16 protein-coding genes and 2 tRNA genes are annotated in these 19,927 nt (G+C 68.9%); 16 read left to right on the top strand and 2 right to left on the bottom strand.

Annotated features, from left to right (window positions below; translation table 11 throughout):
- The first annotated feature begins 29 nt into the window (after window positions 1-29).
- Window positions 30-224 (top strand): hypothetical protein, encoded by a 195-nt coding sequence (locus tag ACFWVP_RS01960; RefSeq protein WP_384492975.1) that lies wholly within the window; start codon window positions 30-32, stop codon window positions 222-224.
- Window positions 225-383: 159 nt separating this feature from the next.
- Here ACFWVP_RS01960 and ACFWVP_RS01955 read toward each other — a convergent pair.
- Window positions 384-457: transfer RNA gene (locus ACFWVP_RS01955), tRNA-Gly, on the bottom strand.
- Window positions 458-627: 170 nt separating this feature from the next.
- Here ACFWVP_RS01955 and ACFWVP_RS01950 point away from each other — a divergent pair.
- From ACFWVP_RS01950 to clpX, 5 genes are all read left to right on the top strand, one after another.
- A tRNA-Pro gene (locus tag ACFWVP_RS01950) sits at window positions 628-704 on the top strand.
- 163 nt (window positions 705-867) lie between these two features.
- Window positions 868-2,274, top strand: a complete 1,407-nt coding sequence (gene tig / locus ACFWVP_RS01945) for a trigger factor (RefSeq protein ID WP_384492974.1) — start codon at window positions 868-870, stop codon at window positions 2,272-2,274.
- 275 nt (window positions 2,275-2,549) lie between these two features.
- Window positions 2,550-3,155 carry an ATP-dependent Clp protease proteolytic subunit gene (locus tag ACFWVP_RS01940; protein ID WP_384493014.1) on the top strand — a complete coding sequence of 202 codons (606 nt, stop codon included), beginning with the start codon at window positions 2,550-2,552 and terminating at the stop codon, window positions 3,153-3,155.
- 79 nt (window positions 3,156-3,234) lie between these two features.
- Complete coding sequence (locus ACFWVP_RS01935; protein ID WP_306070064.1) at window positions 3,235-3,918, top strand: ATP-dependent Clp protease proteolytic subunit; 684 nt, start codon at window positions 3,235-3,237, stop codon at window positions 3,916-3,918.
- A 157-nt stretch (window positions 3,919-4,075) separates the two neighbouring features.
- On the top strand, window positions 4,076-5,377 hold the full coding sequence (gene clpX, locus ACFWVP_RS01930) for an ATP-dependent Clp protease ATP-binding subunit ClpX (protein ID WP_384492973.1): 1,302 nt from the start codon (window positions 4,076-4,078) through the stop codon (window positions 5,375-5,377).
- Between the two features lie 79 nt (window positions 5,378-5,456).
- On the opposite strand, the gene ACFWVP_RS01925 is transcribed toward clpX, so the two are convergent.
- The gene (locus ACFWVP_RS01925; protein WP_384492972.1) at window positions 5,457-6,446 is read right to left on the bottom strand and encodes a hypothetical protein; all 990 of its coding nucleotides are present in this window, start codon (window positions 6,444-6,446) and stop codon (window positions 5,457-5,459) included.
- Window positions 6,447-6,583: 137 nt separating this feature from the next.
- Here ACFWVP_RS01925 and ACFWVP_RS01920 point away from each other — a divergent pair, with 137 nt between their 5' ends.
- From ACFWVP_RS01920 to ACFWVP_RS01875, 10 genes are all read left to right on the top strand, one after another.
- On the top strand, window positions 6,584-9,205 hold the full coding sequence (locus ACFWVP_RS01920) for a valine--tRNA ligase (protein ID WP_384492971.1): 2,622 nt from the start codon (window positions 6,584-6,586) through the stop codon (window positions 9,203-9,205).
- A gap of 169 nt (window positions 9,206-9,374) precedes the next feature.
- Window positions 9,375-10,898: a bifunctional folylpolyglutamate synthase/dihydrofolate synthase gene (locus tag ACFWVP_RS01915; protein WP_384492970.1), complete on the top strand. Its 1,524-nt coding sequence runs from the start codon at window positions 9,375-9,377 to the stop codon at window positions 10,896-10,898.
- 3 nt (window positions 10,899-10,901) lie between these two features.
- Entirely contained in the window at window positions 10,902-11,270 is a 369-nt protein-coding gene (locus tag ACFWVP_RS01910) for a DUF4233 domain-containing protein (RefSeq protein ID WP_384492969.1), read from the top strand.
- Window positions 11,271-11,354: 84 nt separating this feature from the next.
- A complete protein-coding gene (ndk, locus tag ACFWVP_RS01905; RefSeq protein ID WP_033299402.1) occupies window positions 11,355-11,768 on the top strand; it encodes a nucleoside-diphosphate kinase in 414 nt (137 codons plus the stop codon).
- Between the two features lie 292 nt (window positions 11,769-12,060).
- Window positions 12,061-13,080 (top strand): rod shape-determining protein, encoded by a 1,020-nt coding sequence (locus ACFWVP_RS01900; protein WP_384492968.1) that lies wholly within the window; start codon window positions 12,061-12,063, stop codon window positions 13,078-13,080.
- Between the two features lie 97 nt (window positions 13,081-13,177).
- On the top strand, window positions 13,178-14,230 hold the full coding sequence (gene mreC / locus ACFWVP_RS01895) for a rod shape-determining protein MreC (RefSeq protein WP_384492967.1): 1,053 nt from the start codon (window positions 13,178-13,180) through the stop codon (window positions 14,228-14,230).
- An 11-nt stretch (window positions 14,231-14,241) separates the two neighbouring features.
- Window positions 14,242-14,901, top strand: a complete 660-nt coding sequence (gene mreD, locus ACFWVP_RS01890; RefSeq protein WP_384492966.1) for a rod shape-determining protein MreD — start codon at window positions 14,242-14,244, stop codon at window positions 14,899-14,901.
- A 37-nt stretch (window positions 14,902-14,938) separates the two neighbouring features.
- The gene (gene mrdA, locus ACFWVP_RS01885) at window positions 14,939-17,116 is read left to right on the top strand and encodes a penicillin-binding protein 2 (RefSeq protein WP_384492965.1); all 2,178 of its coding nucleotides are present in this window, start codon (window positions 14,939-14,941) and stop codon (window positions 17,114-17,116) included.
- A complete protein-coding gene (gene rodA / locus ACFWVP_RS01880) occupies window positions 17,116-18,306 on the top strand; it encodes a rod shape-determining protein RodA (RefSeq protein WP_384492964.1) in 1,191 nt (396 codons plus the stop codon). The genes mrdA and rodA overlap by 1 nt, the downstream gene beginning before the upstream one ends.
- A gap of 51 nt (window positions 18,307-18,357) precedes the next feature.
- On the top strand, window positions 18,358-19,884 hold the full coding sequence (locus ACFWVP_RS01875) for a CHAD domain-containing protein (protein ID WP_384492963.1): 1,527 nt from the start codon (window positions 18,358-18,360) through the stop codon (window positions 19,882-19,884).
- Window positions 19,885-19,927 lie beyond the last annotated feature (43 nt).

The raw sequence follows: 19,927 nt of genomic DNA, 5'->3' as shown, positions 1-19,927 counted from the left end.
AAGGCGGACCGACCAAGGGTGTGATCAGTGTGGCCATTTCACTGTCTGTGGTGCTGATGCTGGGGATCATCCTGGTGGTGCTCATCCGCGGCGGGTCCCTCAAGGGCGGGCCGGCGGTCGTCGCCGTGCTCTTCGGCTTCTTCCTGGCGTCGACGGGCATGGCGCCGTCGATCAACAGGTTCATGAACTCGATAGCCGAGACGATCAACCAGATCAGCTTCTGACCGCGGGGGCGGCGCCCGGTCCGCCCGGCGCGCGTCGGTGCCCGCCCGTCAGGCCCAGGGAGTCCCGTCAGGCCCGGGGGTCCGGCGGCCCGCGTGCGAGGCGGCCGGTGAACGCGAAGAGCCCGGTCCGACGAGTGACTGTCGAACCGGGCTTCCGTATGGAGCGGGCGACGGGAATCGAACCCGCGTAGCTAGTTTGGAAGACTAGGGCTCTACCATTGAGCTACGCCCGCAAGCGACGCGCCACAGGTCCGGTGGACCGCGGCACGAACAGCATCGTAGCGGGTCATGGACGCTGCGCGCACACCCGTATCGGCGTGCGCCCGGGTGACCGCCTTCGAGGCCCGTCCCGAAAAGCGTCCGACGCACCGCTTGCCGGCATGTACCCTACGTGTCGCACCGACGGGGTGTGGCGCAGCTTGGTAGCGCGTCCGCTTTGGGAGCGGAAGGTCGTCGGTTCGAATCCGGCCACCCCGACCACCAGCAGGATCCTCAGGCAAGATCGCGTTGTGGGAGTCATCCCGCTTGCCGTTACTATGCAAATTGCGTGCCCGTGTGTCTGATGTACCGGGCTCGATCCGCGAAGCCGCCTCTCGGCGGCCCAGCAGAACCCCAAGAAGTCAGCCACCAAGGAGACCGAACCGTGAAGAGCGCCGTGGAGACCCTGAACCCGACCCGGGTTCGGCTCAGCATCGAGGTGCCCTTCGAGGAGCTCAAGGACAGCCTCGACGCGGCGTACAAGAAGATCAACCAGCAGGTCACGGTGAAGGGCTTCCGTAAGGGCAAGATCCCCAACCGCGTCATCGACCAGCGGTTCGGCCGTGGTGCTGTGCTGGAGGAGGCCGTCAACGACGCCCTTCCGAAGTTCTACACCGAGGCTGTCAACGAGGGTGAGCTCAACGTTCTGGGCCAGCCCGAGGTTGACATCACCGAACTCAAGGACGGCGAGCTGCTGGCCTTCACCGCCGAGGTGGACGTCCGTCCCGAGATCGAGATCCCGGACTACTCCGGCATCGAGGTCACCGTGGACGCACTCGAGGTCACCGAAGAGGACGTCGACAAGGCCGTGGAGCAGCTGCGCGAGCGCTTCGCCTCCACCAACCCGGTCGAGCGCGCCGCCGCCGACGGCGACGTCGTGACGATCGACCTGGAGGCCAAGGTCGACGGAGAGGTCCTGGAGGACGGCGTGGCCGCGGGTGTCTCGTACACCATCGGTTCCGGCGAGCTCCTCGAGGGCATCGACGAGGCCGTGACCGGCCTGGAGGCCGGTGGCGAGGCCACCTTCACCTCCGAGCTGAAGGGCGGCTCCGCCGAGGGCAAGGCAGCGGAGGTCACCGTCAAGGTCACCGCCGTCGCCTCCCGCGAACTGCCCGAGCTGGACGACGACTTCGCGCAGATGGCGAGCGAGTTCGACACGCTCGCCGAGCTCCGCGAGGACAGCCGCAAGCGCCTCGAGAACACCAAGCAGTACGACCAGGCCACGCAGGCCCAGGAGCGCGTCCTGGACGAGCTCCTGAAGCTGGCCGAGGTCCCGATCCCCGAGAAGCTCCTCGCGGACGAGGTCCAGACCCGCAAGCACAACCTCGAGCACCACCAGCTCGGCCAGATGGGTCTCGACCTCGAGAAGTACCTGGAGATCCAGGGCAAGACGCTCGAGGAGTTCGAGGCCGAGACCTCCGAGCAGGCCGTCAAGGGCATCAAGACCCAGTTCATCCTTGACGAGCTCGTCAACAAGGAGAAGCTCAACGTCAACCAGGAGGAGCTCACCGAGCACCTCATGCGGCGCGCCGCCTCCTCCGGCATGAGCCCCGACCAGTTCGCCCAGGCCGTCGTCGAAGGCGGCCAGGTGCCGATGCTCGTCGGCGAGGTCGCCCGCGGCAAGGCGCTCGCCGTGGTCGTCGAGGCCGCCAAGGTCGTCGACACCAACGGTGAGGTCGTCGAGCTCGAGGACGACGAGGACGAGGCCGCCGAGGCCGCCGAGGGCACCACGGAGGCCGCCGCCGAGGCCGCCACCGACGAGAAGAAGGCCGACGAGAAGACCGAGGCCTGAGCCTCGTTCCGATCGGCTGATCCGATTCGCACGACGGGCTCCGGACGTATCGCGTCCGGAGCCCGTCGTCGTATCGGCAAACGCCCCGGAACCCCTTGTGCGGACTGCTGACCTTGCGCTCCCAGCGAACAGTTGGGGAAGCGGGATGGCGTTGTCCCACCTGCGCGTTAGGGTCCATGAAGAGGAAGGGTCGGGGAGTCCCGGCCCACCCGGTACGAAGACGCTGAGACGGCCGGAGCCGTCAGAGACGAGCAGGTGGATACGTGACGAATCTGATGCCCTACGCCGCCGGAGAGCCGTCCCTCGGTGGAGGCCTCGGTGACCAGGTCTACAGCCGACTGCTCGGCGAGCGCATCATCTTCCTCGGTCAGCAGGTCGACGATGACATCGCCAACAAGATCACCGCACAGCTTCTGCTCCTTGCCGCCGACCCGGACAAGGACATCTACCTCTACATCAACAGCCCCGGCGGCTCGGTGACGGCAGGCATGGCGGTCTACGACACCATGCAGTACATCCCGAACGACGTGGTCACCATCGGCATGGGCATGGCGGCCTCGATGGGCCAGTTCCTGCTCACCGGCGGCGCCGCCGGCAAGCGCTTCGCGCTCCCGAACACCGACATCCTCATGCACCAGGGTTCTGCCGGTATCGGCGGTACGGCCTCGGACATCAAGATCCAGGCCCAGTACCTGCTGCGCACCAAGCAGCGGATGGCGGAGATCACCGCCCGCCACTCCGGCCAGACGGTGGAGACGATCATCCGCGACGGCGACCGCGACCGCTGGTACACCGCGGAGGAGGCCAAGGACTACGGCCTCATCGACGAGATCATCACGGTCGCATCGGGCGTTCCGGGCGGCGGCGGCACCGGCGCCTGACCCGGTCAGCACCGGATCGCGCCGCACCGCACCGCTTTCTCTCGTACGCCGAGACACCCAGCCACAGAACGCCACCAGGATGGTGAACACCCACATGAACAACTTCCCCGGCGCGTCCGCAAACGGCCTCTACACCGGCCCGCAGGTGGACAACCGCTACATCGTCCCGCGCTTCGTGGAGCGCACCTCGCAGGGCGTGCGCGAGTACGACCCGTACGCGAAGCTCTTCGAGGAGCGCGTGATCTTCCTCGGTGTGCAGATCGACGACGCCTCCGCCAATGACGTCATGGCGCAGCTGCTGTGCCTGGAGTCGATGGACCCGGACCGGGACATCTCGATCTACATCAACAGCCCCGGCGGCTCGTTCACCGCGCTCACGGCGATCTACGACACGATGCAGTTCGTGAAGCCGGACATCCAGACGGTCTGCATGGGCCAGGCGGCCTCCGCCGCGGCCGTGCTGCTCGCCGCGGGCACGCCGGGCAAGCGTCTGGCGCTGCCGAACGCCCGCGTCCTGATCCACCAGCCGTCCTCGCAGACCGGCCGTGAGCAGCTCTCCGACCTGGAGATCGCGGCCAACGAGATCCTGCGGATGCGGGCCCAGCTGGAGGAGCTGCTGGCCAAGCACTCCACCACGCCGATCGAGAAGATCCGCGACGACATCGAGCGCGACAAGATCCTGACCGCCGACGACGCCCTCGCCTACGGTCTGGTCGACCAGATCGTCGCGACGCGTAAGAGCGCGGCCGGAGCGGCCGCCTGACGTCGGCCTTTACCCCTTGGTACGGCAGGGTCACCCGGCCCCGGCCGTGTGAACCGTGCCAAGGGGGGCCCGAACGGGGGGCCAGGCAAGGTACCGTCGGATAGAGGCACCAGGAGCCGCTGAACCAGGCTGCTCCCAGGCGAAGGGGAAGCACCTCGTGGCACGCATCGGTGATGGCGGCGACCTGCTCAAGTGCTCGTTCTGCGGAAAGAGCCAGAAGCAGGTGAAGAAGCTCATCGCGGGACCCGGTGTGTACATCTGCGACGAGTGCATCGATCTCTGCAACGAGATCATCGAGGAGGAGCTCGCGGAGACCTCCGAGGTCCGGTGGGAGGAGCTCCCCAAGCCGCGCGAGATCTACGAGTTCCTCGGGGGGTACGTCGTCGGGCAGGAGCCCGCGAAGAAGGCCCTCTCGGTCGCGGTGTACAACCACTACAAGCGGGTCCAGGCCGGGGAGAACGGCGGCGGCGCGAATCGTGACGACGCGATCGAGCTCGCCAAGTCCAACATCCTGCTGCTGGGCCCCACGGGCTCCGGCAAGACGCTCCTCGCGCAGACGCTGGCCCGCATGCTCAACGTCCCGTTCGCCATCGCCGACGCGACGGCGCTGACGGAGGCCGGCTATGTCGGCGAGGACGTCGAGAACATCCTGCTGAAGCTGATCCAGGCCGCGGACTACGACGTCAAGAAGGCCGAGACCGGGATCATCTACATCGACGAGATCGACAAGGTCGCCCGCAAGAGCGAGAACCCGTCGATCACCCGCGATGTCTCCGGCGAGGGCGTCCAGCAGGCCCTGCTGAAGATCCTGGAGGGCACCACCGCCTCCGTACCGCCGCAGGGCGGCCGGAAGCACCCGCACCAGGAGTTCATCCAGATCGACACGACGAACGTGCTGTTCATCGTGGGCGGAGCCTTCTCCGGTCTGGAGAAGATCATCGAGTCGCGGGCCGGGGCCAAGGGCATCGGCTTCGGCGCGACGATCCGTTCGAAGCTGGAGATCCAGGCGAGCGACCAGTTCCAGGAGGTCATGCCGGAGGACCTGGTGAAGTTCGGGATGATCCCCGAGTTCATCGGCCGCCTCCCCGTGCTGACCTCGGTCCACAACCTGGACCGCGAGGCACTGCTCCAGATCCTCGTCGAGCCGCGTAACGCCCTGGTGAAGCAGTACCAACGGCTGTTCGAACTCGACGGTGTGGAGCTGGACTTCGAGCGCGAGGCCCTGGAGGCCATCGCCGACCAGGCGATCCTGCGCCAGACGGGCGCGCGCGGTCTGCGCGCCATCATGGAGGAAGTCCTCCAGTCCGTGATGTACGAGGTCCCGTCCCGCAAGGACGTGGCCCGCGTGGTCATCACCCCGGACGTCGTCCGCAACCACGTCAACCCGACACTGGTCCCGCGCGAGCCGCGCACGATCGGCAAGAACGACGACGGCGGCCGCCACGAGAAGTCCGCGTAGCGGCGGCGACGACGACACGTACGCCGAAGGGGCGCCCGGCCGGTGGCCGGGCGCCCCTTCGCCTGTGCGGCGCGGCTGATCAGATCTTGGTGCGCGAGGTGTTGTAGAGCTTGGCGGCGAGGGCCGCCGTCTCGTCCTGGGACATGGGCTTGTTCGTCATGGCGCCACCGATGTCGAAGCCGATCACGGCACCGACCGTGCTGTAGTCGGCCCAGACGCAGACCGGCATGATCATTTCCTTGGGGCCCTTCGCCGCCGTACCGTCGGCGTCCTCGTTGATGATCTTCATGTTCTGGCACTTCATCAGGGCGCCTTCGAAGCCGGACGGGGTGACGTTCTTGGGGCTGCCGACCAGCGAGCCCTTCGAGTCCTCGTCCTTCATCGCCTTCTGCTCGGCGTTCTTGAAGAAGCCGTCGATGGTCGAGGCAGGGTCGTCGATCTCGCCCCAGGCGCCGACGAGGATGAGCATCTTCGTGGTGAGCGGGTTCGTCGCCATGTCACCGCTCACGTACTGAGCGCCCGCCTCCGACGGGTTCTTGATCCCGGCGGCCTCGGCGTCGGTCTTCTCCTTGCCGGTCATCGGACCCGAAGGTGCCGAAGTGGACGGGTCCTTCTTGTAGTCGTCCACCGAGGCGGCCGGCGTCAGCTTGTAGCCCTTGGTGGAGTCGGCCACGTCGCTGTTGCTGCTGCCACCCGAGGTGAGGAAGTACACCCCGCCCGCGACGACCGCCAGCGCGACCACGGCCGCGCCGATGATCAGGCCCGTCTTCTTCTTCGGCGCGGCCGGGGGCTGCCCGGCGTAGGGCTGCTGGCCGCCGTACGGAGGCGTGGGCGGCTGCTGGCCGTAGGGGCCCGGCTGCTGCCCCTGCGGGTAGCCGTAGCCCGGCTGCTGAGGGGGCTGCTGCGGCGGGACGCCCTGAGGGGCCTGCTGCGGGTAGCCGTACCCGGGCTGGCCCTGCGGCGGACCCTGCGGCGGCTGGCCGCCGTACGGGCCCGGCTGCTGGCCGTACGGACCGGGCTGGCCCTGCGGCGGCTGGCTGCCGTACGGGCCCGGCTGGTTGTAGCTCATTGGGCTGTCCCCTCCATAATGCTTGTGCGTTGCGAACATCCTGACGGAAGCGGCCCTGACATGGGGTGTCGGGCAGCACACCGTTACTGAACAAACCGGTTTCAGTGCACGACTGTGACGGGCCTAAACTGTGGCGCGTGACCGAGAACCCTTCGCAGCAGCCAGCCAGCACCCCCGAACTGCCGACCCAGTACGCGCCGGCCGAGGTAGAGGGGAAGCTGTACGAGCGCTGGGTGGAGCGCGGTTACTTCACGGCCGACCCGGAGAGCGAGAAGCCTCCGTACACGATCGTCATCCCCCCGCCGAACGTCACCGGTTCGCTCCACCTGGGACACGCCTTCCAGCACACGCTGATGGACGCCCTCACCCGCCGCAAGCGGATGCAGGGCTACGAGGCACTGTGGCTGCCCGGCATGGACCACGCCGGGATCGCCACCCAGAACAAGGTCGAGCAGCAGCTCGGCGAGGAGGGCAGGTCCCGACACGACCTGGGGCGCGAGGAGTTCGTCGAGCGCGTCTGGCAGTGGAAGGAGGAGTACGGCGGCAAGATCCTCGGGCAGATGCGTCGCCTCGGTGACGGCGTCGACTGGTCCCGTGAGCGCTTCACCATGGACGAGGGGCTCTCCGCCGCCGTCCAGACCGTCTTCAAGAAGATGTACGACGACGAGCTGATCTACCGCGCCGAGCGCATCATCAACTGGTGCCCGCGCTGTCTGACGGCCATCTCCGACATCGAGGTCGACTACCAGGACGACGACGGCGAACTGGTCTCCATCCGGTACGGCGAGGGCGACGAGACCCTGGTCGTCGCCACCACCCGCGCCGAGACGATGCTCGGTGACACCGCCGTCGCGGTCCACCCCGACGACGAGCGGTACGCCCACCTCGTCGGCAGGCGGATCAAGCTGCCGCTCACCGACCGCACGATCCCGGTCGTCGCCGACCACCACGTCGACCCCGAGTTCGGTACCGGCGCCGTCAAGGTGACCCCGGCCCACGACCCGAACGACTTCGCGATCGGCCGGCGCCACGGCCTGGAGTCGATGACCGTCATGGACGAGCGGGGTGTCATCACCGTCCCCGGCCCCTTCGAGGGACTCGACCGTTTCGAGGCCCGCGCCACGATCGTCGGCGCGCTGCGCTCGCAGGGCCGGATCGTCGCCGAGAAGCGCCCGTACGTCCACTCCGTCGGCCACTGCTCCCGGTGCCGCACGACGGTCGAGCCCCGGCTCTCCCTCCAGTGGTGGGTCAAGGTCGAGACCCTCGCCGCCGCCGCCGGTGACGCGGTGCGTGACGGCCGGGTCGCGATCCACCCCAAGGAGATGGAGCAGCGGTACTTCGACTGGGTCGACAACCTCCGCGACTGGTGCATCTCGCGCCAGCTCTGGTGGGGTCACCGCATCCCCGTCTGGTACGGCCCCGAGGGCGAGGTCGTCTGCGTCGGTCCCGACGAGCAGCCGCCGAGCGGTGAGGGCTGGACCCAGGACACGGACGTCCTGGACACCTGGTTCTCCTCCGGCCTGTGGCCGTTCTCCACGCTCGGCTGGCCCGAACAGACGCCGGACCTCAAGAAGTTCTATCCGACCGACGTCCTGCTCACCGGCCACGACATCATCTTCTTCTGGGTCGCCCGGATGATGATGTTCGGCCTGTACGTCATGGACGGCGAGGTCCCGTTCAAGACGATCGCGCTCACCGGCCTGGTCCGCGACGAGCGCGGCAAGAAGATGTCGAAGTCCTTCGGCAACGTCGTGGACCCGCTGGACTGGATGGACACGTACGGCTCCGACGCCGTCCGCTTCACCCTCGCCAGGGGCGCCAACCCCGGTACCGACGTCCCGATCGGCGAGGACTGGGTCCAGGCCTCCCGCAACTTCGCCAACAAGATCTGGAACGCCACCCGGTTCGCGATGATGAACGGCGCGACGGTGGAGGGCGACCTCCCGCCCGTCGAGCAGCTCTCGGCCACCGACCGGTGGATCCTGTCCCGGCTGAACAGGACCGTCGCCGACGCGGACGCCTTCTACGAGGACTTCCAGTTCGCCAAGCTCAGCGACGCGCTCTACCACTTCGCGTGGGACGAGGTCTTCGACTGGTACGTCGAGCTGTCCAAGACGACGTTCTTCGCGGGCGGCGAGCAGGCGAAGGTGTCCGCCCGGGTCCTCGGCGAGGTCCTGGACGTCACGCTGCGGCTCCTGCACCCGATCGTCCCGTTCGTCACCGAGACGCTCTGGACCACGCTCACCGGCCAGGAGTCGGTCGTCGTCGCCGACTGGCCCCGGGACAGCGGCTTCCGTGACGACGCGGCCGAGAAGGAGATCGAGCTCGTCCAGCAGGTCGTCACCGAGGTCCGCCGCTTCCGCTCGGACCAGGGCCTGCAGCCCGGCCAGAAGGTCCCGGCCGAGCTGGACGTCACGGGCACGGCACTCGCCCCGCACGAGGCGGCCATCCGGCAGCTGCTGCGTCTGCAGCCCGCGGGCGAGGGTTTCCACGCCACGGCGACCCTGCCCGTCGCCGGGGCCACGGTCGCCCTCGACCTGTCGGGCACGATCGACGTCGAGGCCGAGCGCAAGCGCCTGACCAAGGACCTCGGCGCTGCCGACAAGGAGAAGGCGCAGGCCAACGGGAAGCTCGGCAACGAGGCCTTCCTGGCCAAGGCTCCGGACAACGTGGTCGACAAGATCCGTGCCCGGCTCGCGAAGGCCGAGGCGGACATCGAGCGGATCACCGCTCAGCTGGCGAACCTGCCGCAGAGCTGATGATCTGAGGGCGAAGCCCCCGTACCCCCGACCGACCGGGGGCACGGGGGCTTCGCCATGTCCGGCCGTCCGTGCGGGCAGGGCTCCGACGTGCCCGCACGGGACACCCGTACGCGGCGCCGCACCGGGCGCTGCGCGGGATGCCGGTGGCCATCCGTAGACTGGCCCTGTGAGTGAGCCCCGCCCTTCAGACCGGCACGACGCGTCAGAGTCCGACGACACCTTCGAGGAGATCGTCGACGAAGCGACCCAGCGCGACCCCGACCTGGCGGTGATCGAGGCCGGGAGCCGCACGCTGCGCACCCAGTCGGGACCGCCCCAGGGCGACGCGGTACCCGCACGCCCCACCGACCCCGAGACCGACCGGGCGCTGCGCGCCGTGGAACAGGAGCTCGCCGGCCGCTGGGGCGAGACCAAGCTCGAGCCGTCCGTGACCCGCATCGCGGCGCTGATGGACGTGCTCGGCGAGCCGCAGCGCGCCTACCCCTCGATCCACATCACGGGGACGAACGGCAAGACCAGCACGGCCCGCATGATCGAGGCCCTGCTCAACGCCTTCGAGCTGCGCACCGGCCGCTACACCTCCCCGCACGTCCAGTCGATCACCGAGCGGATCAGCCTGGACGGCACCCCGATCGAGGCCGAGCGCTTCATCGACACGTACAACGACATCAAGCCGTACGTCGAGATGGTCGACGCGCAGCAGCCCTACCGGCTCTCGTTCTTCGAGGTGCTGACGGGCATGGCGTACGCCGCCTTCGCCGACGCGCCGGTCGACGTCGCGGTCGTCGAGGTCGGGATGGGCGGCACCTGGGACGCGACGAACGTCATTGACGCCTCGGTCGCCGTCGTCACCCCCATCTCGCTGGACCACACCGACCGCCTCGGCTCCACCCCCGCCGAGATCGCGGGCGAGAAGTCCGGAGTGATCAAGCAGGGCGCGACGGTGATCCTGGCCCAGCAGCCGGTCGACGCCGCACAGGTCATGCTGAAGAAGGCCGTCGAGGTGGACGCCACGGTGGCCCGCGAGGGCATGGAATTCGGCGTCGTCTCCCGCGAGGTCGCGGTCGGCGGCCAGCTGCTGACGCTGCGCGGCCTCGGCGGCGAGTACGAGAACATCTTCCTTCCGCTCTACGGGGCCCACCAGGCGCACAACGCCGCGGTGGCGCTCTCCGCCGTCGAGGCGTTCTTCGGCATCGGCGCCGAGCAGGCCCGCAGCCTCGACATCGACGCCGTCCGCAAGGCCTTCCTCGCGGTGCTCTCACCCGGCCGGCTCGAAGTCGTGCGGTCCAGCCCGACCGTCGTCCTGGACGCGGCCCACAACCCCGCGGGCGCCCGCGCGGCCTCCGAGGGGATCTCCGAGGCGTTCAGCTTCTCCCGGCTCATCGGGGTCGTCGGCGCCAGCGAGGGCAAGGACGTCCGAGGACTCCTCGAAGCGTTCGAGCCGATCTTCGCCGAGGTCGTCGTCACCCAGAACTCCAGCGCGCGCGCCATGGACGCGGACGCGCTGGCCGCGGTCGCCGTCGAGGTCTTCGGCAACGACCGCGTGCAGGTCGAGCCGCGCCTCGACGACGCGCTGGAGGCGGCGATCACGCTCGCCGAGGAAGAGGCCGAGTACGCGGGCGCCGGAGTCCTGGTGACCGGATCCGTGATCACGGTCGGCGAGGCCCGGCTGCTTCTGGGAAGGCACTGACCTGTGCGTACGCTCTGTGCATCGACGCTGATCGGTGAGTTCTTCGTGATCGGCTTCGCCGGACTCGTCGCCATGAAGTCCGACGACCTGTCCACGGCCACCGTCTGGACGGTGTGCGGCATCGGCATGCTGCTGTCCGTCCTGCTCTGCGGTGTGATCACCCGGCCCGGCGGTGTGCAGCTCGGCTGGGCGTTCCAGATCGCGCTGGTGCTGAGCGGCTTCTTCGTCCCGATGATGTTCATCCTCGGTGTGGTCTTCGCCGCGCTGTGGTGGGCCTCGGTCCACTACGGCCGGGTGATCGACGCGGCGAAGGCACGGTGGGCGGCGCAGGCCGAGGCACAGGAGAACGCACAGGCTCCGGCCGGAGGATGACGCAGCGTAAACCCGGCCGATGAGCCGTACGCCTGTCCCTGTAATCTCACCCTCACCGCACCCGAAGTCTGCAAGGAGCCGCACATGACTCAGCGCACCCTCGTCCTTCTCAAGCCGGACGCCGTCAGGCGTGGGCTGATCGGCGAGATCGTCGGCCGCATCGAGCGCAAGGCCGGCTGGACGATCACCGCGCTGGAGCTGCGCACGCTCGACCAGGAGACCCTGGAGCAGCACTACGGCGAGCACAAGGGCCGCCCGTTCTACGAGCCGCTCGTGGAGTTCATGGCATCCGGCCCCGTCGTCGCCCTCGTGGCCGAGGGCGAGCGGGTCATCGAGGGCGTCCGCGCCCTCGCCGGCCCCACCGACCCGATCGCCGCCGCGCCCGGCTCGATCCGTGGCGACTTCGGTACGGTCACCCGCGAGAACCTCATCCACGCCTCGGACTCCGAGGAGTCCGCGGAGCGAGAACTCAAGCTGTTCTTTCCCGGACTTTCCTGACTTCGGCTCGGCCAATCAGCGCTCATGACCTGGGGCGACCGAAGTAATTCGGTCGCCCTTCGGCATAGGGTCAGGGATCGCGGGAACGCATCCCTCCGACGTAACGTCACCATGGGTGAAACGGGCAGCCGTTCCGCTCACAATGGCGAAGGACCCTCGCGCTGTGTCCGTGCATACGGCACTACGATGGAAGCTTCCACGCCCGCAGCGCCAACCTCGCCTACCTAGAACAAGCCATTCTTCGCTTCCTGGGAAGGCCCGACGCATCCTCATGGGGAACAAGGGGAACTCAATGTCGTTCATCGGCCGTGACATGGCTATCGACCTCGGGACTGCCAACACGCTGGTGTACGTCAGGGGGCGCGGCATCGTCCTGAACGAGCCGTCCGTCGTGGCCATCAACACCAACACCGGCGGCATCCTGGCGGTCGGCTCCGAGGCCAAGAAGATGATCGGCCGTACGCCGGGCAACATCGTTGCCGTGCGGCCGCTCAAGGACGGCGTGATCGCCGACTTCGAGATCACGGAGCGCATGCTCCGCTACTTCATCCTCAAGATCCACAAGCGTCGCTACCTGGCCCGCCCGCGGGTCGTCGTCTGCGTGCCCTCCGGCATCACAGGGGTCGAGCGACGCGCCGTCATCGAGGCGTCGACGCAGGCCGGCGCGCGCCAGGTGCACATCATCGAGGAGCCCATGGCCGCGGCCATCGGCTCGGGCCTGCCGGTCCACGAGGCCACCGGCAACATGGTCGTCGACATCGGTGGCGGCACCACCGAGGTCGCCGTGATCTCGCTCGGCGGAATCGTCACCGCCCAGTCGATCCGGGTCGCCGGTGACGAGCTGGACAACGCGATCATCCAGCACATCAAGAAGGAGTACTCACTCCTCCTCGGTGAGCGCACCGCCGAACAGATCAAGATCACGATCGGCTCGGCCTTCGACCTCAAGAAGGACGAACACACCGAGATCCGCGGACGCGACCTGGTCTCCGGCCTGCCCAAGACCGTGGTCATCTCCGCCGCCGAGGTCCGCAAGGCCATCGAGGAACCGGTCAACGCGATCGTCGACGCCGTGAAGACGACGCTCGACAAGTGCCCGCCGGAGCTCTCGGGCGACATCATGGACCGCGGCATCGTCCTCACGGGCGGCGGCGCGCTCCTGCGCGGACTCGACGAGCGGCTGCGACACGAGACGGGCATGCCCATCCACATCGCCGAGGACCCGCTGGACTCGGTGGCCCTCGGATCCGGCAAGTGCGTCGAGGAGTTCGAGGCGCTCCAGCAGGTGCTGGACGCCCAGCCCCGACGGTAGGACCCGACGTTCCGCCGTACGGGCACTGCCGCCCCGTGCGGCGGAACGTTGACATACAGGCACGAATATTCCGACGAGGAAGGCACGGCCGCCGCACGTGAGGGACACACGAGAGAGCCGGCTGCTCCTGGTGCTGCTGATCGCCATCGCGTTCGCTTTGATCACGGTGGACATCCGCGGTGGCGAGGAGTCGCCGGTGGACGGCGCCCGGCAGGCCGCCGCCACGGTCTTCGGACCGGTCGAGAACGGCGTAGCAGCGGCGGTGGACCCGGTGGGCAACGCCATCGGCGCCGTCCGGGACTCCGACGAACGGCACGACCGGATCGCAGCCCTGGAACACGAGAACGCCGAGCTCAAGACCAGGCTCGGCAGCGACGACCGCAACAGCAGCAAGGTCCGTCAGCTCGACACCATGCTCAAGAGCGCCGGAGCCGGCCAGTACGGCATCAAGGCCGCCGAGGTCATCGCCATAGGAGCGGCCCAGGGGTTCTCCTGGACGATCACGATCGACGCGGGGGCGAACGACGGCCTCAAGCGCGACATGACCGTACTGAACGGGGAGGGACTCGTCGGGCGGGTGACCACCGTCGGCCCCGACACCGCGACCGTCCTGCTCGCCAACGACCCCGACTTCACCGTCGGCACCCGCATGGAGAAGACCGACGAGCTCGGCTTCGCCACCGGGCAGGGCTCCCGGCCGCTGTCGGTCCAGTTCCTCAACGGCAAGGCCGACGTGAAGAAGGGCGACCGGCTCGTCACCTTCGGCTCCAGCCGGGACAAGCCCTTCGTCCCCGGCGTCCCGGTCGGCGAGGTGGTCCGGGTCGACCCGTCCGGCGGTGACCTGACCCGGACGGTCTACGTCCGCCCGTTCGTCGGCTTCACCAAGCTCGACATCGTCGGCATCGTCGTCCAGGCGCCCCGTGAGGACCCCCGCGACATGGTGCTGCCGAAGCAGCCCGAGAAGCCGGAGAAGCCCAAGCCCACCCCGACCGTCACCGTCACCGTCCAGCCCAACGGCGACCTCGTAGACGGCAGCGGCAAGGTCGTCGGCAACATCAACGAGAAGCCCGGATCGGACGCCTCCGGGAACGCCGACGCGGACTCTTCCGGAAACACCGCCGCCGGTGACGCGGCGAACGAGCAGGAATAGAGCTGATCCCCATGCGCTTCAACCGGACGCTGCTCGCCGTCGCCCTGGTCGTGGTCGCCCTCGTCGTCCAGGTCTCCGTACTCGCCCGCCTGCAGCTCCCCGGCGCCACGCCCGACCTGCTGCTCCTGGTCGTCCTCGGACTCGCCTTCGTGTACGGGCCCGTCAGCGGTGCGCTCATCGGCTTCGGCGCGGGCCTCCTCGCCGACCTGGCACCGCCCGCCGACCACGCCGCCGGGCGCTACGCCCTGGTGCTCTGCCTCATCGGCTACCTCGCCGGACTGGCCAGGCCCGAGAACGGCCGGCTCAAGTCGGCCTTCGCCCCGATGTCGGTCGTCGTCGCCGCGGCGATCGGATCGACCCTGCTGTACGCGGGCGTCGGCGCCCTCGTCGGCGACACGGCCGCCCGCCATGTGGGTCTGGGCAGCCTGCTGTTCACCGCGGTCGTCTACGACCTGCTCCTCGCGCCGTTCACCGTCCCGCTGATCATGGCGCTCGCCAGACGTACCGAGAACGATCCGATCGCCGAGAGCTCCGGCGGCGACGTCGCCGCGGGCTGGCTGGCCTCGGGAACCGGGCTGCGGATCGGCAGCCAGCGAGGCGGGCTGCGCGTCAAGGCCGCCCGCAACCGTGCCGCGCGCGCAGGAAGGATCAAGGGGGTCAAGCGACTGTGAGGCTGGACCAGCACCGGAACACCGCCGGGGGCGCCCCGTGAGCAACATTCCCGAGACGGGCCGCACCCAGCGGGTCCAGATCCGTCTCGTCGTCATCCAGGTCCTCGTCTTCTCCCTCCTCCTGACGCTCGGCGGCCGGCTCTGGTACCTCCAGATCCGCAACGGCCAGGAGTACACCGACGAGGCCAAGAACAACCACGTCCAGCAGGTCGTGCAGCCCGCCGTCCGGGGAGCCATCCTCGACGCGCGCGGCGTACCCCTCGCCGACAACGAGACCCGGCTCGTCGTCTCCGCCAGCCGCACCGAGCTGATGAAGATGAAGGACGACGGCGTCGGTGTCCTCACCCGGCTCGCCGGCGTCCTGGACATGAAGCCCAAGGACGTCCTGGACAAGGTCCGGCTCTGCGACTCCAAGACCCCGCAGCCCTGCTGGAACGGCTCGCCCTACCAGCCGATCCCCGTCACCGACGAGGCCACCACCCAGCAGGCCCTGCAGATCCGCGAGCGCGCCGAGGACTTCCCCGGCATCACCGCCGAGCCCACCGCCGTACGCCGCTACGCCGCGCCCGGCAAGGCCAACACCGCGCAGGTGCTCGGCTACCTCTCGCCGGTCACCGACGAAGAGGTCACCAAGGCCCAGGACACCGAGTCGCCCTACCTGCGCTCCGACCAGGTCGGCCGCTCCGGACTGGAACGCACGTACGACAAGGAACTGCGCGGGAAGGCGGGCGTCACCCGCTACGAGGTCGACAACCTCGGCCGCGTCATCGGCGAGGCGAAGAACGACGAGGCCGAGCCCGGCGCCAGTGTCGTCACCTCCATCGACGCCCGCGTCCAGGCCGTCGCCGAGTACGAGCTCAACAAGGCGATGGAGACGGCCCGCAAGGAGATGGACCGCAACACCAACGAGCTGTACAAGGCCGACTCCGGCGCCGTCGTCGTCATGGAGACCAAGACCGGCCGCATCGTCTCGATGGCGTCCCTGCCGACGTACGACCCCAACGCCTGGATCGGCGGGATCTCCGCCAAGGACTACGCGAAGCTCACCGGCAAGAAGTCCAACTTCCCGCTGCTGAACCGCGCCATCCAGGGCACCGCCGCCCCCGGGTCCATCTTCAAGGTCATCTCCTCGACCGCGGCGGTCAACGCCGGATACGACTTCGACGGCAACTACCCGTGCCCCAGCTCGTACTCCATCGGCGGCCAGACCTTCAAGAACTTCGAGTCCCAGGGCTACGGCAGCATCAGCCTCGGCCGCGCCCTGGAGGTCTCCTGCGACACCGTCTACTACGGCCTGGCGCACAAGGAGTGGCAGCGGGACGGCGGCAACGTCCCGAAGAAGAACGCCAACGACTGGTTCTACAAGACCGCCCACCAGTTCGGCCTCGGCAAGGAGACCGGCATCGACCTCCCCAACGAGGTCCCCGGCCGCGTCCCCGACCGCCAGTGGAAGCAGGACTTCTACGACGCCAACAAGACGGCGTGGTGCAAGCAGGGCAAGAAGGACGGCACCTACGTCGAGATGATCGCGTACGAAGGCTGCCTCGAGGGCTACAAGATGCGCGCCGGTGACTCCGTCAACTACTCGATCGGCCAGGGCGACACGCTCGTCACCCCGATCCAGATGGCGACCATCTACTCCGCGATCTCCAACGGCGGCACGCTCTACGACCCGACCGTCGGCAAGGCCATCGTCAGCGGCGACGGTAAGACCGTCCAGGAGATCAAGCCCCAGGCGCACGGCAAGCTGCCCTTCGAGGGAGACACCCGCGACAAGATAGACGAAGCCCTCGCGGGAGTCGCGACCCGGGGCAGCGCCGCCTGGCGATTCGGCGGATGGCCCCAGGACAAGATCCCGATGCACGCCAAGACGGGCACGGCCGAGGTCTACGGCAAGCAGACGACCTCGTGGTTCGCCACGTACACCGAGGACTACTCGATCGTCATGACGATCTCCCAGGGCGGTACGGGCTCCGGCGCGTCCGGCCCCGCCGTGCGCAACATCTACAACGCGCTCTACGGGCTCGACGCCGCCGGCAAGCAGGACCTGTCGAAGGCCCTGCTGCCCAAGCCCCAGAAGAACCTGCCGAAGATCCAGCGGGACGGCTCCATCGTGTCCCCGAAGATCAAGCCGTACACCCCCGAGCCCCCGGCCCAGGACGGCACCCAGGCACTCGCGGCCGGTCTCGCCGGAGCCCCGGGGAGGCGGGACTGATGGCAGGCTTCTCCGTCTCGCGCTACGCCCCCGAGCGCTCCTCGTGGGCCAAGCTCACCGCCCGCGACTCCGTCGTCCGGCGGCTGGACTGGCCGCTGCTCGGCTCGGCACTCGCGCTGTCCTTCATCGGCTCGCTCCTGGTCTGGTCGGCGACCCGCGGCCGTGACTCGCTCACCCAGGGCGACCCGTACTACTTCCTGTTCCGGCACGCCCTCAACACCGGCATCGGCCTCGCTCTGATGATCGGCACCATCTGGCTCGGGCACCGCACCCTGCGCGGAGCCGTCCCGGTCCTGTACGGCCTCTCGGTCCTGCTCGTCCTCGCGGTGCTCACCCCGCTCGGCGCCACCGTCAACGGGGCGCACGCCTGGATCAAGCTCGGTGCCGGCTTCTCCCTCCAGCCCTCCGAGTTCACCAAGATCACGATCATCCTGGGCATGGCGATGCTGCTCGCGGCCCGCGTCGACGCCGGAGACCAGCTGCACCCGGACCACCGGACCGTCGCCAAGGCACTCGGCCTGGCGGTCATCCCGATGGCGGTCGTCATGCTGATGCCCGACCTCGGCTCGGTCATGGTCATGGTGGTCATCGTGCTCGGCGTCCTCCTCGCGTCCGGCGCGTCCAACCGCTGGGTCTTCGGACTGCTCGGCGCGGGCACGACGGGCGCCGTCGCGATCTGGCAGCTCGGTCTGCTCGACGACTACCAGATCGCCCGCTTCGCCGCCTTCGCCAACCCGGCGCTGGACCCGGCGGGCGTCGGCTACAACACCAACCAGGCCCGTATCGCGATCGGCTCCGGCGGACTCACCGGGACGGGACTCTTCGAGGGTTCCCAGACCACCGGGCAGTTCGTGCCCGAACAGCAGACCGACTTCGTCTTCACGGTCGCGGGCGAGGAGCTCGGCTTCCTCGGCGCGGGGCTCATCATCGTCCTGCTCGGCGTCGTCCTGTGGCGCGCCTGCCGGATCGCCCGCGAGACGACGGAGCTCTACGGGACGGTCGTGGCCGCCGGGATCATCGCCTGGTTCGCGTTCCAGTCCTTCGAGAACATCGGGATGACACTCGGCATCATGCCGGTGGCGGGCCTTCCGCTGCCGTTCGTGTCGTACGGAGGATCGTCGATGTTCGCCGTGTGGGTGGCCGTCGGACTGCTCCAGTCGATCCGGGTGCAGAGACCGATAACAGCCTGAGCGATTCGTCCGACCCGGCATGATCGTGCCGATCGCGGATACATTCGTCCTATGGCGGACGCGAAGCGTGAGGTCGAGCGAAAGTACGAAGCGACTCCCGAAACCCGGTTGCCGGACCTGACCCGTGCGGCCGGTGTCTCGTCCGTCGTGCACCGTGGCCTGACGGAACTCGACGCCGTCTACTACGACACCGAGGACTTCCGGCTGGCCGCCGACTCCCTCACGCTGCGCCGTCGTACCGGCGGTGGCGACGCCGGGTGGCACCTGAAGATCCCCGTCTCCGCCGGCATCCGCGACGAGATCCGGGCCCCGCTCGCCGACGCACTGCCGCCCGACCTCGCGGGACTCCTCCGTTCCCGTGTGCGGAACACGCCGGTGACCCCCGTCATCCGCATCCTCTCCGCACGTGACATCCACCATCTCCTCGACGAGAACGGCACCCTGCTCGCCGAGCTGAGCATCGACGAGGTTCTCGCCGAGCGGCTCACCGAAGAGGGCCACGGCACCACCTCGGCCTGGGCCGAGCTGGAGGTCGAGCTGGCCGACGACGGCGACCCGGCCGTCCTCGACGCCGTCGAGCGCCGACTGCGCAAGGCAGGTGTACGGCCCTCGGCGGCACCCTCCAAGCTGGCCAGGGCGCTGGCCGAGACGGAACCGGAGAAGCCGCGGCGGGTGAGGAAGAGGCTGTCCCCGCAGGACGCGGGCGACCACGTACTCGCCTACGTACGCCGCCAGGTCGCCGCCGTCATCGAGCTCGACCCCGCCGTACGCCGGGACCTGCCCGACTCCGTGCACCGCATGCGGGTCGCCACCCGTCGGCTCCGCAGCGCGTTCAGGACGTACCGCAGGATCCTCGACCGTGCCGCCACCGACCCGCTCCGCGGCGAGCTGAAGTGGCTCGCGGGTGAGCTCGGGGTCGGCCGGGACCAGGAAGTCCTCGAGACGCGGCTCCGCTCCGACGTTGCCGGGCTGCCGGACACCCTGGTCCTCGGCCCTGTGAGCGCCCGGCTGACGCTCACCTCCGTGTCCGGGAGGGCCGAGGCACGGCGTCGGGTCCTCTCCGCGCTCGACACGGACCGCTACCTGGCACTCCTGGACTCCCTCGACGCCCTCCTGGCCGACCCGCCCCTCGGGCCCGACGCCGCCAGGGATCCGGAGAACGCCCTGCCCCGCGCCGTGCTCAAGGACTACGAACGCCTCGCCACCCGCGTCGGCCACGCACTGGAGCAGCGTCCGGGCCACGACCGGGACCTCGCCATGCACGAGGCCCGCAAGGCCGCGAAGCGCGTCCGGTACGCGGGAGAGGCCGCAGGGCCCGCGCTGGGCAAGCCCGCCAAGAGGTTCGCCAAGAGGATCAAGGCGGTGCAGAAGGTCCTCGGTGACCACCAGGACAGCGTGGTCACCCGCGACGCCCTGCGCGCCCTTGCGGTCCAGGCCCACGGGGCGGGGGAGTCCGCCTTCACCTGGGGACTCCTGTACGGGCAGGAGGAGGCCGCGGCGGCCGACAGGGAACGCGAACTGCCCGAGGTGTGGGCCGAGGCGTCGGACCCCGCGCTGCGCGCGGCTCTGAAGGGCTGAGCACCGGGGTAACCTGGATGGTCACCCCTGCCAGCTCAGATAG

The sequence above is a fragment of the Streptomyces sp. NPDC058637 genome (assembly GCF_042717325.1).
GTDB lineage: Bacteria > Actinomycetota > Actinomycetes > Streptomycetales > Streptomycetaceae > Streptomyces.
Note: the sequence above shows the minus strand (reverse complement) of the source record. Positions and strands in the feature narration are given on the sequence as shown.

Excerpts from the sequence above, each read along its gene's own strand:
- rodA (WP_384492964.1), top strand. The coding sequence starts at position 17,116 with ATGGCAGGCTTCTCCGTCTCGCGCTACGCCCCCGAGCGCTCCTCGTGG.
- ACFWVP_RS01925 (WP_384492972.1), bottom strand. The coding sequence starts at position 6,446 with ATGAGCTACAACCAGCCGGGCCCGTACGGCAGCCAGCCGCCGCAGGGC.
- ACFWVP_RS01940 (WP_384493014.1), top strand. The coding sequence starts at position 2,550 with ATGCCCTACGCCGCCGGAGAGCCGTCCCTCGGTGGAGGCCTCGGTGAC.
- ndk (WP_033299402.1), top strand. The coding sequence starts at position 11,355 with ATGACTCAGCGCACCCTCGTCCTTCTCAAGCCGGACGCCGTCAGGCGT.
- mreD (WP_384492966.1), top strand. The coding sequence starts at position 14,242 with ATGCGCTTCAACCGGACGCTGCTCGCCGTCGCCCTGGTCGTGGTCGCC.
- ACFWVP_RS01935 (WP_306070064.1), top strand. The coding sequence starts at position 3,235 with ATGGTGAACACCCACATGAACAACTTCCCCGGCGCGTCCGCAAACGGC.
- ACFWVP_RS01900 (WP_384492968.1), top strand. The coding sequence starts at position 12,061 with ATGTCGTTCATCGGCCGTGACATGGCTATCGACCTCGGGACTGCCAAC.
- ACFWVP_RS01875 (WP_384492963.1), top strand. The coding sequence starts at position 18,358 with ATGGCGGACGCGAAGCGTGAGGTCGAGCGAAAGTACGAAGCGACTCCC.